Origin of the sequence: Chitinophaga hostae, assembly GCF_018224885.1 — a bacterium.
Lineage (GTDB): Bacteria > Bacteroidota > Bacteroidia > Chitinophagales > Chitinophagaceae > Chitinophaga > Chitinophaga hostae.
In genome coordinates this window covers 146,512-160,872 of the sequence record NZ_JAGTXB010000009.1, presented here as the reverse complement: position 1 = coordinate 160,872, position 14,361 = coordinate 146,512, and the positions used below count along the sequence as shown (strand labels likewise).

The following is a 14,361-nucleotide window of genomic DNA, read 5'->3' as shown; positions in this document are numbered from 1 at the left end:
ATGCATGACTTTTAATTATGCGCGCCTCCGTGTGCCTTTAAGCACTGCAATAAAATGGCAGTTCCCAGTTTTGGTGTTGTTAATATCATTACTTGCGAGTACACATTCATACGCTCAACAGAAAAAAGTAATTGTATTGCAGGACGTTTCCATCAGCGAAACTTTTCGTAAAATCGAAGCCACCTACCAGGTAAAATTTTTCTACTCCGCAGGTACTTTACCCGCAAAGCGTATTACCCTTCCTTCCAGGGCAAGAAACATCAGGGAATTGCTGGAAGAACTGCAACTGCCTTCCGGTTTGCTGTTCCGCGTAAGCGGTAATATGATCGGCGTTTCCCCCTCCATTTATTCCACCACCGCAGCTAAACCGGCGCTGATGGTAAAAGGCGTGGTAACAGACCGGAAAAACCAACCGCTGCCCGGTACTACTGTGCGCAATATTATCACCGGCAAAGGCGCTGTTACAGATGCTAACGGCGTATTCATAGTACCGGCAGAAATTGGACAGCCGATACTCATCAGCAGCGTTGGCTACCGCCCCAAAACACAAACGATCTCCGGCAACGACAACCGCATCGCACTGGAAGATGATGCAACCAGTCTTGGCGGCGTAGTAGTAATGGGATATACCAACAAACAAGCGGCAGAACTAACCGGCGCTGTACAACGCGTTTCCGGTGAACAACTGCGCAGTTCCGTATCTTCAGCGAATGTGCTTTCCATGCTGAAGGCCAAAACCACTGGTATGTATATCGTGGAACCCTCAGCCGATGCCGGCGCTAAAGGCCAGGTGTTGCTGCGCGGGGAATCATCACTCCCATCCGGCACGAGCGCTTACTTCGGACCATTGATCGTTATCGATGGCGTTATTTCCAACTCACAAAATCTGCAGGATGTGGTAAGTCCTGCGGATATAGAAAGCATTACCATCCTGAAAGACGCCGCCTCTACAGCGATCTACGGCTCCCGTGCAGCCCAGGGCGTAATTGTAGTCACCACGAAAAAAGCGGCCTATAACAGCGGCGTACACGTAACGCTCGACACCCGGTATGGCGCCATTAAACAAAATCGTGCCATCCGCATGATGAATACTTCGGAAACTATTGCATTGATGGATAAAGTCATGCAACGCAAATGGGAAGAAACGCCCATCTTACAACAACAATTTCCTACCGCAGCGGCATTCATCCAGCAAAGAAGAATTTATAACGATGATGATAAATCAAAAAATTTCGATTGGGAAAAGGCTGTGTTCGATGATGGCAGCTTCTCTGATATAAGCCTGGGGCTTAACAGCGGCAACGACAAAACTACCGTATACGCGGGTGTGGACTGGTATAAGGAAAAAGGAATTAACTATGGCAATACCTTCGACCGCCGCAATCTCCGGTTAAACCTGGTACAGATTCTCTCGAAAAAAGTTTCCGCAGGACTCAATACCAGTGCCATCATTGATAGAACTATCACCCGCAACGGCGTACCGGCGCTCTATTCAACACAACCATTTGTAACGCCTTATAATGCTGATGGTTCCATGGCCGATAGTATCCAGGTAAAACAATCCAGCAATTTCGGTGTGCCTTACAACACCTGGTCACAGAATTTTCTGGCTGAAAAGAAATACGATAATACGGCTGTTACAGACAATCAACATTTCACCGGCACCATCTGGCTCAGCTACCACGTATTGCCCTGGTTAAGCCTTAAAACGGTGAATACCATCGATTATATCAACACACACCGAAACTCTTACCTCGATCCCCGGAGCTTCTCCGGAAAATATGGCGGCTACCCTTATCTTTTTCAACCTGGCGCGGCACTTCCCAATGGTACCCTTACCATTGCAGATACCCGTTTCTTTAATTATACCTCTACCAATACCCTCAGCGCCTCCAAACAGTTCGGCTCCCATAGCCTGAACTTCCTGGCAGGAACGGAATGGGCTAAACGTACCAACGAAGCCAACAGCACAGACATGTACAACCTGCTGCCTGGCGAAAGAAATATGGGCGCCGCTAAAAATTTGGGGGGTGCTATCAACGTAGCTTATAACTTACCATACCGTCCAAGCGGCTCCTTTACAGAAAGAGCCAGTTTCTCCGCCTTCAGCGAACTAAACTATAATTATCTCGCCAAGTATTATGCTGCAGCCTCTCTTCGTACGGACGCGTTTACCAACTTCGGGCGCAATAAACGATATGGTACCTTCTATGCAGTAAGCGCCGGATGGATGATCAACAAAGAAGCTTTTCTGGCAGATGTTAAAGGCATAGATGTGCTGAAGCTCAGAATAGTACACGGTACCTCCGGAAGAGATGTAGGCGACGGTTACCTGAACCAGACACTCTATGCTGCCGCCAGCAACTACACCTATGATAATGTCAACAATATCGGCTCTGCTATTACTCAACTGGAAAACCCTGATATCAGCTGGGAAACCACCGTTAATAATACAGCAGGAATAGACATCAGTTTATGGAAACGCATTGAGCTGTCGGCGGATCTCTATGCCAAACGCAGCAAAAATTTGCTGCAGCAGGTGTTTGTAGGCTCTGCCCAGGGATCCTTCCAGCAATATCAAAACGTGGGAGAAGTGATGAATAAAGGATTAGAACTGATGCTGAACACCCGCAACATAGACACACGGGATTTCAGCTGGACCACCAACCTGAACATCAGCTTCAATAAAAACACCATACAGCAGTTATACGGCGATTCTCTCCTCGACAACTACAACCGTGCTTATTACCGCTATAAAGGAGAAGATCTCAACGTTATAAAAGCCATCCGGTATGTAGGCGTAAATCCGGATAACGGTGCGCCACTCTTCGAAAACTTTGATGCAGCAGGAAAGAAACAAGTGGTAGAAGGTGTCGGCGATTTTGCCAATGTCAGAAATTACCAGGCCGTGGGTTCCGCAACACCGAAATTTTTCGGTGGGTTTACCAATACATTTACCTACAAGCAATTTTCCCTGAGTGCAGAAATGTGGTTCCAGGTAGGTAACTACACCGCTATGAACCTCATCAACAATTTCCAGTCACCCACCGCACCTTTCCTGGGCAGAAATAATGTGAACTGGCAATCGAGTCAGAAGGTATGGCAGCAACCAGGCGATAAAAACGCCAACTACCCGGATGTATACAGCAGCAAAATGGATGCCTGGCGGGCATTTGACAGCCGCTCTTCTCTCATCTTCGGAAATGCGAGTCATATCAGGATGCGTAATATCAGGCTGGGATATGACCTTGCCAAAAGAACGCTGACAAAGATCCATGCACAGCGTGCAGGCGTATTCGTGAGTATGGACAATGTATTCGTGATCAAACACAAAGACTACGTAGGAGCTGACCCCGAAGGTGCATCCATCGGAACCTCTACTGCTTATGGCGGCGTAGGAATAGGAAACGCCAATCCAAGACGTATCACCGCCGGTCTTAATGTTACCTTCTAAACTACTGAAAAATGAAACGCATCATCATCATAGCCGGCCTGATCGCATTAAGCGCCTGCAATAAACAACTGGACGCACTGCGACCGCATAACGTCACCAACGAAGACGCACAGTTCAGTACGCCGGAAGGATTTGGGCAGGCCGCGCTGGGCCTCTATCCCATGATCACCACCGGCGTTGCCATGGAAAACAGCGCTTTCGGTTATGGCGATATTACCATGTTTCTCGCTGAAGCACATGGAAACAACATCCGGTCCAATGATCTCGGGCCTAACCGATACAGCAATGCCTTCGATTACCTGAACGCCCCTGATAAAGATCACAGCTGGACCTATTACCTGTGGAGAGGCAGTTACTTTACCATTCTGCATGCCAACAAATTGCTCGATAATGTCCAGAAAGACGAACAACGTCCCGCGGTATTACAGGCGAAAGCAGAAGCATTGTTTATAAGGGCATTTGTATATTTTAACCTGATCCGTTTTTATGCAAAACCCTACTACCAGGAAGCGGCCAATACACCCGGTGTAATGCTGATCACCACGGCAGCCAACAGCACAGATTATAAACCGGCAAGGGCCACTACCAAAGAGGTATATGCACGGATTGTTGCTGACCTGGAAACGGCGATACCCTTATTCAACCAGGAAAAATCGAATAGCTTCGCCGGGAAACTGAGCGCCGCCGCATTATTGTCGCGCGTGTATCTCTATATGGGTGGCACCTTTCAGCAACCTGACGCAACGGCTAATCAACAGGTAGTAAAATATGCTGACCAGGTGATTAACAGTAATAAATTTGCCCTGCTGAAAGACAATGAATACCGGGCTTATTACAACAGCAGCAATGCTGCCAACAAAGAGGATATTTTTGCGGCCAATATGGACTTCGGCAATGCATCTATCAGTATGCAGTATGCTTTCCCTCCGCAAATCAATTATACGGGCGGTTACTACCGTCCTTCGGCCGATCTCCTTACCCGGATTTCAAAAACGGACCTGCGTACTGCACATTACGTTGCTAACGTAACACCCGGCTATGAAAACGACAGCATCGCTACGGTGAAATATATGTACAAGTATACCGCCATCTACAGCAAATCTCCCTTCCGGTATATCCGGCTGGCAGAGGTATACCTGAACCGGGCGGAAGCCAATGTCAAACTGGGTAAAAATGATGCTGCGCTCGCTGATCTCAACATCATCCGTAACCGGGCAGGTCTTGCTTCCGTAAACCTTTCCGGTCAGGCCCTGTTTGATGAAATAATGCTGCAACGCAGGCTGGAATTATCTTTCGAGGGCCACAACGGGTTCGACTACTTCAGGAATGGACTTCCCATGGTAAGAAACTATACATCCGCCAGCAGCGGTCCTATGACTATCCCTGCCAACAGCCCGAAAATATTGCTGCGTATCCCGCAGGAAGAAATAACACTCAATCCTAATCTTACACAAAACGAACAATAGTTTCTATGAAAAAAATAATCAGCGTACTATCGTTACCGTTAGCCATAGCGCAATTGGCTACCGCACAGCAAAAATTCAGTATATCCGGCACCGTTACCGGCCAGGCTCCGGCCAGGTACTATTTACAGTACAACAACGGTGAAAAATATGTGACAGATAGCGCAGCAGTAATTAATGGCCGGTTCAAATTTGAGGGCACATTGCCACAAACTACGCCCGGCGTATTTTCCGCAGCATTAAGTAAGGGTCTTAGCGGCGACAGAAAAGAACAGGCCTATCTCTTCCTGGAACCCAAGGCCATGACCATCACCGTACAAAACGGCGACCTGAGCACCACCGTTCTGAAAGGTTCTGTGAGCAATGAAGACAATATGCGACTGGAAAAAGAAAAAGAAGCAGCTACCGCGCAATACAAACCTTTGCTGGAAGCATTGCGCAACGAAAAAGACCATGAAAAATCAGCTGCCATCCGCGAGCAACTGGCACCTTATTTCGAAACCAACAGCCGGTTGTCGAGGAAATTTATACGTGAACACCACGACGCGTTTCTCAGCCTTTACCTCATGCGCTTCGAAGTAGGTAGTATGTCGCTGGATTCTGCCAAATACTATTTCAACGGTTTAAATACGGCGTTAAAACAAAGCAAAGACGGACAACAGATTGCCAAAGAAATCAAACAGCTGGAAGACGGCTCACCTGGCAGCACTGCATTTAATTTCAGCAAAAAGGATATCAACGGACAACCACTGGCGCTGGCCGATTTCCGGGGTAAATATGTATTGCTCGATTTCTGGGCCAGCTGGTGCGTTCCCTGCCGCGCAGGTAATCCACACCTGCTGGAACTATACAAACAATATAAAGACAAAGGTTTTGAAATTATCAGCATCTCCGATGACGACCGTAATCATGATGCGTGGAAAAAGGCAGTAGAAAAAGATGGAATAGGTGTATGGAAACATGTACTGCGCGGACTGGATATGGAAAAGCGTATGAAAAACCTGCCTAACCCTGACGATACCAGCGATCATTTTGGCATTCATTCCTTACCCACCCAAATCCTCATTGATCCGAAAGGCATCATCATTGCCCGCTATGGCGGTGGCGGAGAAGAACATGAGGCAATGGATAAAAAACTGAAAGAAGTGTTAGGAAACTAATTCCTGTAAGCATAAGGCATAAAGCCGAAAGCAAAAAGCTATTGAAACAGATGATTAACTTGTTATCCGCTTCATAGCTTTTTGCTTTCGGCTTTATGCCTTATGCTTTCCGCAATGCTTTTCCATATACTTCCAACGCACGTTTGCGCGCTACCTCATGCAGCACTACCGGCTTCACATATTCCACCCCTTCGAATTCCGGCACCCATTTGCGTATGTACTTTAAGTCCTTATCAAATTTCTGCGTTTGCAGCGTAGGATTAAACACGCGGAAATAAGGCGCGGCATCACAACCGGAGCCCGCCGCCCACTGCCAGCCACCATTGTTAGCAGCCAGGTCGTAATCCAGCAGCTTCGCCGCAAAATAAGCTTCTCCCCAACGCCAGTCGATCAGCAAATGTTTGGTCAAAAAACTGGCGGTGATCATACGTACGCGGTTATGCATATAGCCGGTAACATTCAATTCCCGCATGCCTGCATCTACAATAGGGTAGCCTGTTTGGCCCTTACACCAACGCTCAAACTCTTCCTCATTATTGCGCCAGATGATCTTATCATATTCCCGCTTAAAAGCATTTCCTACTACATGCGGAAAGTGCCAGAGAATCATCTGGTAAAATTCCCGCCATATCAGCTCTTTTGCAAACGTGGCATTCAGCTGCATAGCCTGCTGCATCAGCGCCCGGATACTTACAGTGCCAAACCGCAGATGAATCCCCAACCTGGAAGTACCATCCAGTGCAGGAAAATCACGGGTTTCATCATAATGTTTTATCAATGCTGCCTGTAGTGCCTTAGATGGAAAATGTTTTTCGCCGGTAGTAAACCCCATTTCTTTGAGCGATGGAATTTTCACAGGCGGCTGCTGATACAAGTGATCCGTATATTTATTACACGGGTAAGGTTTGAGATGAAAGAAGGTAAGCGTATCATACCAGCGTTTGCTGTACGGTGTAAATATCGTATATGGTTGACCGTTATCTTTCAGCACTTCGTTCTTCTCCAGTATTACCTGGTCTTTATAGGTATGAAAAGATGTGCCTTTAGCTGTCAGCTGCCTTCCTATGGCCTCATCCCGTTGACGGGCATATGGTTCGTAATCGTGATTTGCATATACTGCAGCTACATTGTACTTCGAGGTCCAATGTATAAAAGCCGCTTCCGGTGTGCCATAGTATATATCCAGCGAGCTGCCCTTTTTGATCAGTTGTTGCTGCATTTCTTCCAACACCTCATGAATAAAGGTAACCCGGCGATCCTGTTTATCTTCCAGATCATCCAGTATATGCGTATCAAAAACAAATACCGGCACTACCGGTATTCCTGCACGTAAAGCATAATATAATGCTGCCTGGTCATCCAGCCGCAAATCACGGCGAAGCCAGCAAAAACTTACTTTTTGTTTCATCCCGAAAAAAAATTTCTTACAGCTCCCGACAAAATGCCGTTCTTCGCCGCATCCGATAAACCACTATTCAAAATGCTATTCTTCGCTGCTTTGGCAAAATACTGTTCTTCGCTGCATTTCCCTAAAAGCTAACAGCTAAAAGCTAACAGCTGGTTCACAGCATCCCTTCATGCAGCACTTCGTGTAAAATAGCGGCGGTTGCATTACCGTAGCTGTTGTCGCGGAAAAGACCTACCCAACGGATACCGTATATCGCATTGGTTAAAAATATTTCATCCGCATTTTCGAGGTCGTCAATATCGAGTGGTTTCTCTTGCACTTTAAAAGGCAGTTCCGCGCGCAGCAAATACTTGCGCATCACGCCACATACACCACCTTCCGAGAGTGGTGGCGTATAAAGTATTTTATCACGTACAATAAACAAATTAGCGATGGTACTGTCTGCCACACGGCCATACTGATTCAGCAAAATAGCTTCATTTAACCGGTGCTGTTTAGCGTACATCGCTGCCATCACATAGGGCAAACAGTTATTGGATTTGATGGAAGATAATTTATCACAGCTTTTTTTCACATCCGGAAATATATCCAGTACCAGTCCGTTTTGATTTAGCTCCAGTACCGTTTTACTTAACTCCCAGGATTGAATAATATAATTGGGCAGGTTATTAACAGGGTCATATAAACCACCATCAGAGCGGAATATTGCCAACCGTACCCTCGCCATATGCGATACATTATTTTTACTGCAAAGTTCAGTGATCTGTTTAACAAAAAATGCTTTGGTAAAATAGGTGGGAATGTCAAAATGCAGCAGGTGTAAGCTGGCCAGTAACCGCTCAAAATGCAGGTCTGCCAGTAATACATTTCCCTGGTATACCTTCAGGGTTTCAAAAAATCCATCCCCGTATCTGAAAGAACGATTATCCGCAGTAAATATCGGGTCAGTCGCAGGAATGTATTTACCGTTGTAACAAAGAAATCCAACTTGCACCTCGAACTAATTTAGCAAGTTGAAAGGTACCAATTATTTAGCGATTTCGGAATTCTGGGATTTCCGGATTTTGTGTCAACAATGTATGTATACCGAAACCACATATCTGTTGTAATCACGATCCGGAAATCCCGGTATCCCGGTTATTTATGTTTTTGTAAGCCGCCGAAGCGCACCCCTACAAAGCCATCCAGCTGATGAGATGATCCCAGCAAAGCGGTTAATACGCTGCCTGAACCCAGGAACAGCGGACCTACACGGAAGCTGGCGCCGGCATTTAATTTAGATAATCCATTATAGCTCACAGGCAGGAAAACGCCGAATATTCTGCCATCATAACGGGGCGTAACACTGAAACCGCTGTAATACTGTGCATTATAGGGTTTCTTTTCTCCACCGGCTAACGCTACCTGCACATTCATATTTACATAGAAGGCGTGATGAATGTGATAATCACCATCCACCTGTAAAGTAGTGGGCAAACTCACCGAATAGGAAGCACTGTTGTTATCTGCAGCGGGCTTAAAATACTGCGGATATTTGCCCAGCTCCGTTTTGTAATTGTCCAGCTTTATACCATCCAGGTTCTTAAGTGAAAACTGCTGACCAGCCGGGATACCAATGGTAAATGTACCGCTGCGGGTTACATCCCGCTCATATTTTATCTTACCGATATCCATAAGTGCAACACCCAAACGGAATTTATATTTGTTAAACCCATTACCGGTGAGATTTTCACTTTCCGGGCGGTATTCATATACTGCGCCTAATTCAGCACCTACGCCATGTCCTGAGAATTCGAGCGCATCTGCAGCATCAAAATCGGAGATATTTACACCGGCAAAGTTCATCCCTATTTTCCCGGAAGCATTGGTGAGGTAAGCATCCTGCTGTCCTTTGTCAACATCCATAGTGGCATGGAGCCGGTCGATATTGATAGTGCCGTTTCCTGCACCCGACAGGTATTTCAGGGTAACGCCGGCTTTCAGGTAATGTGGCCCCACTGCCAATACTTCACGGGCTACAGATACACCGTACTCGGCCCAGGCGTTAACAGCTATCCGCATATTTTCGTTGGATGCCATGTTATAAGGCAGGTTAGTGTTAGACGACAGGTCATTGATGATCTTGTCGGTCAGTTTACCGTCCAGGTCTGTAACATTGGCAACTACACGCACCCGGGAGGTAAAGGCAAAAGAAAACTTACGCACATTAAACATGGCAGATGGCAGCATCACGCCTACATTTACCAATGCTTTCGTAAGACCTTTGTTCTGGCCAAACAGCTGGCTCTTGATAGTGTCTTCTCCAAATGCAGTACCCACATCGCCCAGCCTGTACTTTAACTGGTTATTGGAAACGCCCGCATTTACCGCAAACAAATTCACATCCCAGCGATAACGGCTGTCGGCTATATTGGCCGGATTGGCGTGCACGCTGGTTACGCCTGCATAATTACTGGTGCGAAAACCCGGCAATTCCTGCGCCTGCGTATATATGGCGCAGCATGACAACAGCAGGAATGTAGAAATCCTTTTCATAGTGACTATTATAGGTTAGGAATAAACTAACGAGATTAACATTTAAAGCATGCAAAATAAATAAATATTTAAATTATTTATATAGTATAAAAGCGACTACTATAAAAAATGCCCTGTCTTTCCGGTAAGGAAAGCAGGGCACGGGTACGTATATACGTAATTATCCAATCAGATATTCATCTCCGGAATATCACCTTCTATGATTAGTTTACCGGCTGTTTTGGAACGTATTTCCTCCACACTTACACCGGGTGCGCGCTCCAACAGCTTAAAGCCTTCGGGGGTTACATCCAGCACCGCCAGTTCAGTAACAATTTTCTTTACGCAATTCACACCGGTAAGCGGCAGCGTACAAGCAGGCAGCAGTTTGCTTTCTCCCTTGGGATTGGTATGCATCATGGCCACGATAATATTGCGGGCAGAAGCCACCAGGTCCATCGCCCCTCCCATTCCCTTTACCATTTTACCAGGGATTTTCCAGTTGGCAATATCTCCTTTATCAGATACCTCCATAGCACCCAATACAGTAAGATCTACTTTACCGGCGCGGATCATACCGAAGCTTTCGGCAGAATCAAAAAAGCTGCCACCAGGCAGTAATGTAACGGTTTCCTTACCTGCATTGATCAGGTCAGCATCAATATCTTCTGCAGCGGGATAAGGGCCCATGCCCAATATTCCATTTTCAGACTGCATCATAATGGAAACACCGGCGGGAATATAGTTGGCAACCAGGGTAGGGATACCGATACCCAGGTTAACATACATACCATCCTGCAGCTCCTGCGCTATTCTTTTGGCAATGCCATATTTATCGAGCGACATAACATGTAAAATTTGAAGCGTGGAAAATGTAATGAACTAGATCTTTACCGTGCGGCGTTCGATCCGTTTTTCATAATTACTACCCTGGAAAATGCGGTGCACATAAATACCAGGCACATGGATCTGGTCGGGGTCCAGCTCTCCCGGCTGTACCAGGTGCTCTACCTCCGCAATGGTAATATTTCCCGCCCTTGCCATGGAAGTGCTGAAATTCCTGGTGGTTTTACGGAATACAAGATTCCCCAGCGTATCGCCTTTCCAGGCTTTTACAATCGCATAGTCTGCGTGCAGCGCCAGTTCCATCAAATGTGGTTTCCCGTTGAATTCGCGGACTTCTTTTCCTTCAGCGATTTCAGTTCCATAACCGGCGGGCGTAAAAAAAGCAGGAATACCCATCCCTGCCATCTGAATACGCGTGGCCAGTGTTCCCTGTGGAATCAGGTCTACCTCCAGCTCACCGGCCAGTAACTGTCTTTCAAATTCTGCATTCTCCCCCACGTAAGATGACATCATTTTCCGGATCTGCCGTGTTTTTAATAACAGGCCCAGTCCGAAATCGTCTACTCCCGCATTGTTGGAAATACAGGTAAGATCTTTTACGCCTTTCTTTACCAGTGCTGTAATACAATTTTCGGGAATCCCGCACAAACCAAACCCACCCAGCATGAGCACCGATCCATCCCGGATATCCTGCAAGGCTTCGTCGGCATTAACTACTACTTTGTTCATGTTTTGGTGTTTTATAGATTAAGGTTGCCGCTTAACAAAAGGCTTTGTGGTATCGGCCTTTGGCAACAAAAGCACGCTGTCTGCATAAGGAAAAATACTTTTCATGCGAAAACGCAATGGGGCGTTTTCATCTACCGGGTTACCCAGCCGCTGTTTCTTTGCCGCTAAATCGGCCTGCACCAGCTGCAATACTTCTTTCAGTCTGCTGGGATGACTTTCATAATACTTATAGCTCTCCATAAATGCTTTCACACTTACTTTATGCAGGTCCAGTATCTGTTTGTAATAGATCTTCACCTTTTCCTGGCGGATAGAATCAAAATTGGGAGAAAAGGCAACCTGCATCTGTTGCTCGTTACCATAGGCATCAGCAATAGACATATCCTCCAGGATACTGCTCATTGTTTCTTTCGACAGGTACTTTGAGGGTACCTTATCGCCTTCCCCGCAGGCAAATAAAAATAATACTAACAAGGCCAGGGCGAAAGAATTCTTCATCGGTCTAGTCATTATAACTTTTAGCAGTTAGCTTTTAGTTTAAGAGTTATTTTTTGTTGAGAAGCAAACTTCTTACAGGAAGCCATTGCTTTCCGCTTTCAGCTTTCCGCTCACTTCATCTGTTGATACTTCTGCGCATTCGGTACATCCATCTGCGACAATAGTTCTGCAGCGCGGGCTCTTTCCTGCGGCATTGCCTTGGTAAACAATTTCAGGAGTTCCTCTCCCTTGGCGCTGAAAAATGTTTGCATCAGCATGGAGTTGGGAATATCCTGGTGAATGGAATACAGCATATTCAGGCAATTCAGGATAGCGGCGCGGCCTTTGTTCACGTCGTCGTACATCACATCCATCCCTTGCCGGTGATATTGATACATGACGTCGTGGAACTGCAGAAATTTGGCATTCAGGAGGTTGTCCTGCAACCAGTAACGGTTACGGTTACCTTCAAATGCTTTCCAGCCGGAAACATCTTTTCCATCCGGTGCGTTATTAACGATATTCAGTGCTTTCTTAAAATATACATCGCCACCGCGGGGAGAAAAAGAATCGTAATCCAGGCCCAGGATGATATTCACATAGTAGGCAAGAATGGCCGTGAGATTGGATGCCAAAGGATCGTTGCCAACAATGCGGGTATCGCTGTATTCCAGTTGCTGAAACTCCACATAGCGGAACACCACGTTGGGATCCTGTATGTTGAGTAAACTGGTCACATAGCTGCTGTTGTATACCGGTCTGGTAGCCTGGATGGTTAAACTTGCCTTATAGCTGTCCGGCCCGCTGACGCCGGTTACATTCAGTAAAAAGTTGCACTCGATCCGTTCTGCCGGCGTGAAGGCATCGTTGGCCCAGTGACGGTTATTCAGGAATTCCCGGATGGAGTTTTGCAGGGTAGTAAAAATTTTCTTGTCTACACCCTGTACCTGGCCGGCTACTACCGATACATTGGCCCTTATTTCCTGGGCCCGGGCGGGTGGACAGCAAAATAGTACAAGTGCGCCTGCCAGCAGCAGGAGGAACGGGAAACGGTTATGCATGTTGCAATTCGATTATAGCGGAAACAATATCCTGTGCCACGGCCTGTTTTGATTTTAGTGGGAAACTGCGTTCATTCCCGTGTTTATCAAACAGCGTTACCTTGTTGGTATCATAATTAAAACCTGCACCTGCGTCTGCCAGTGAATTCATGACAATCATGTCCAGGTGTTTTTCCCGCAGCTTTTTGAGGGCATATTCCTTTTCATTGTTGGTTTCCAGGGAGAATCCGATCAGCAGTTGCTGTGGTCCTTTGCTGTCGCCCAATGTGCGGAGTATATCAGGTGTTTTTTCGAGATCTATGTGCAGTTGCGCTTCCCCTTTCTTGATTTTTTTATCGGCCACGTTTGCGGGGCGGTAGTCGGCCACTGCGGCGGCGGCAACTACGATACCGGCGTTAGGGTAGCGGGTGGTAACAGCATCAAACATTTCCTGGGCGGTTTGAACCCGGATGGTGGTGATACCGGTATGTGCCGTTTGCTGCGGGGTGGGGCCAAGCACCAGTTGTACATTGGCGCCGGCATCTGCCAGGGCTTCCGCGATGGCAATACCCATTTTCCCACTGGAATGATTACTGATATAACGTACAGGATCAATATGTTCGATGGTGGGGCCCGCGGTAACGATGGCTGTTTTGCCGCTGAGCGGTTTGTTTTGATTTGTTTTCCGGAGATGTTGGGCTAACCACTCCACAATTTGCTCCGGTTCAGCCATGCGGCCTTCTCCAAACAAGCCGCTGGCGAGTTCGCCGGAGGCGACAGGTATTTGCTGGTGACCATACGAGATGAGTTTTTCCACATTGCTGCGGGTGGCCGGGTGATGCCACATATCTTCATCCATGGCGGGAGCAAACATCACGGGGCAGGCAGCTGACAGGTATACTGCCTGCAGCAGGTTATCACAAAGGCCCAGGGCCATTTTGGCGATGGTATTGGCGGAGGCGGGCGCGATGACCATTACATCGGCCCAGCGGCCCAACATCACGTGATTATTCCAGCTGTTATGATCGCTGATGTTTACCGGAACCTCATTTTTGGAAAGGGTGGCCAGGGTAAGGGGGGTAATGAAATCGGCGGCGGCGGGGGTCATGATCACCTTTACTTCCGCGCCTTCCTTTACCAGCAGGCGGATCAGGGTGGCCGCCTTATAGGCAGCAATACTGCCGGAAACACCCAGCAGGATCTTCTTTCCTTGTAGCATTTTGATAGCGTCCATGGACATATATAAAAACAAAAGCGGCAGAAATCATTC

The 14,361-nt window shown here is 47.0% G+C and carries 11 protein-coding genes; 3 read left to right on the top strand and 8 right to left on the bottom strand.

The window, feature by feature from the left end:
- The first annotated feature begins 4 nt into the window (after window positions 1-4).
- From KE626_RS19120 to KE626_RS19110, 3 genes are read left to right on the top strand one after another with little or no spacing between them, the layout of a single operon-like run.
- On the top strand, window positions 5-3,454 hold the full coding sequence (locus KE626_RS19120) for a SusC/RagA family TonB-linked outer membrane protein (protein WP_211974532.1): 3,450 nt from the start codon (window positions 5-7) through the stop codon (window positions 3,452-3,454).
- Window positions 3,455-3,465: 11 nt separating this feature from the next.
- On the top strand, window positions 3,466-4,920 hold the full coding sequence (locus KE626_RS19115; RefSeq protein WP_211974531.1) for a RagB/SusD family nutrient uptake outer membrane protein: 1,455 nt from the start codon (window positions 3,466-3,468) through the stop codon (window positions 4,918-4,920).
- 5 nt (window positions 4,921-4,925) lie between these two features.
- Window positions 4,926-6,077 (top strand): TlpA disulfide reductase family protein, encoded by a 1,152-nt coding sequence (locus tag KE626_RS19110; RefSeq protein WP_211974530.1) that lies wholly within the window; start codon window positions 4,926-4,928, stop codon window positions 6,075-6,077.
- A gap of 100 nt (window positions 6,078-6,177) precedes the next feature.
- Here KE626_RS19110 and KE626_RS19105 read toward each other — a convergent pair whose 3' ends face one another.
- The 8 genes from KE626_RS19105 to coaBC all read right to left on the bottom strand — a co-directional run bounded on the left by KE626_RS19105 (window position 6,178) and on the right by coaBC (window position 14,325).
- Complete coding sequence (locus KE626_RS19105; RefSeq protein WP_211974529.1) at window positions 6,178-7,485, bottom strand: cryptochrome/photolyase family protein; 1,308 nt, start codon at window positions 7,483-7,485, stop codon at window positions 6,178-6,180.
- A gap of 154 nt (window positions 7,486-7,639) precedes the next feature.
- Window positions 7,640-8,479 (bottom strand): aminotransferase class IV, encoded by an 840-nt coding sequence (locus KE626_RS19100; RefSeq protein ID WP_211974528.1) that lies wholly within the window; start codon window positions 8,477-8,479, stop codon window positions 7,640-7,642.
- Window positions 8,480-8,622: 143 nt separating this feature from the next.
- Window positions 8,623-10,020 carry a DUF5723 family protein gene (locus KE626_RS19095; RefSeq protein ID WP_211974527.1) on the bottom strand — a complete coding sequence of 466 codons (1,398 nt, stop codon included), beginning with the start codon at window positions 10,018-10,020 and terminating at the stop codon, window positions 8,623-8,625.
- A 168-nt stretch (window positions 10,021-10,188) separates the two neighbouring features.
- On the bottom strand, window positions 10,189-10,845 hold the full coding sequence (locus tag KE626_RS19090; protein ID WP_249207564.1) for a 3-oxoacid CoA-transferase subunit B: 657 nt from the start codon (window positions 10,843-10,845) through the stop codon (window positions 10,189-10,191).
- Between the two features lie 36 nt (window positions 10,846-10,881).
- Window positions 10,882-11,574 (bottom strand): CoA transferase subunit A, encoded by a 693-nt coding sequence (locus tag KE626_RS19085; RefSeq protein WP_211974526.1) that lies wholly within the window; start codon window positions 11,572-11,574, stop codon window positions 10,882-10,884.
- Window positions 11,575-11,592: 18 nt separating this feature from the next.
- Complete coding sequence (locus tag KE626_RS19080; RefSeq protein ID WP_211974525.1) at window positions 11,593-12,072, bottom strand: DUF4296 domain-containing protein; 480 nt, start codon at window positions 12,070-12,072, stop codon at window positions 11,593-11,595.
- A gap of 110 nt (window positions 12,073-12,182) precedes the next feature.
- Window positions 12,183-13,112, bottom strand: a complete 930-nt coding sequence (gene porD / locus KE626_RS19075) for a type IX secretion system protein PorD (RefSeq protein WP_211974524.1) — start codon at window positions 13,110-13,112, stop codon at window positions 12,183-12,185.
- Complete coding sequence (coaBC, locus tag KE626_RS19070) at window positions 13,105-14,325, bottom strand: bifunctional phosphopantothenoylcysteine decarboxylase/phosphopantothenate--cysteine ligase CoaBC (RefSeq protein ID WP_249207563.1); 1,221 nt, start codon at window positions 14,323-14,325, stop codon at window positions 13,105-13,107. Before coaBC ends, porD begins: the two co-directional genes overlap by 8 nt.
- Between the last annotated feature and the right edge of the window lie 36 nt (window positions 14,326-14,361).

Excerpts from the sequence above, each read along its gene's own strand:
- KE626_RS19080 (WP_211974525.1), bottom strand. The coding sequence starts at position 12,072 with ATGAAGAATTCTTTCGCCCTGGCCTTGTTAGTATTATTTTTATTTGCC.
- coaBC (WP_249207563.1), bottom strand. The coding sequence starts at position 14,325 with ATGGACGCTATCAAAATGCTACAAGGAAAGAAGATCCTGCTGGGTGTT.
- KE626_RS19105 (WP_211974529.1), bottom strand. The coding sequence starts at position 7,485 with ATGAAACAAAAAGTAAGTTTTTGCTGGCTTCGCCGTGATTTGCGGCTG.
- porD (WP_211974524.1), bottom strand. The coding sequence starts at position 13,112 with ATGCATAACCGTTTCCCGTTCCTCCTGCTGCTGGCAGGCGCACTTGTA.
- KE626_RS19095 (WP_211974527.1), bottom strand. The coding sequence starts at position 10,020 with ATGAAAAGGATTTCTACATTCCTGCTGTTGTCATGCTGCGCCATATAT.
- KE626_RS19120 (WP_211974532.1), top strand. The coding sequence starts at position 5 with ATGACTTTTAATTATGCGCGCCTCCGTGTGCCTTTAAGCACTGCAATA.
- KE626_RS19085 (WP_211974526.1), bottom strand. The coding sequence starts at position 11,574 with ATGAACAAAGTAGTAGTTAATGCCGACGAAGCCTTGCAGGATATCCGG.
- KE626_RS19090 (WP_249207564.1), bottom strand. The coding sequence starts at position 10,845 with ATGTCGCTCGATAAATATGGCATTGCCAAAAGAATAGCGCAGGAGCTG.
- KE626_RS19110 (WP_211974530.1), top strand. The coding sequence starts at position 4,926 with ATGAAAAAAATAATCAGCGTACTATCGTTACCGTTAGCCATAGCGCAA.
- KE626_RS19115 (WP_211974531.1), top strand. The coding sequence starts at position 3,466 with ATGAAACGCATCATCATCATAGCCGGCCTGATCGCATTAAGCGCCTGC.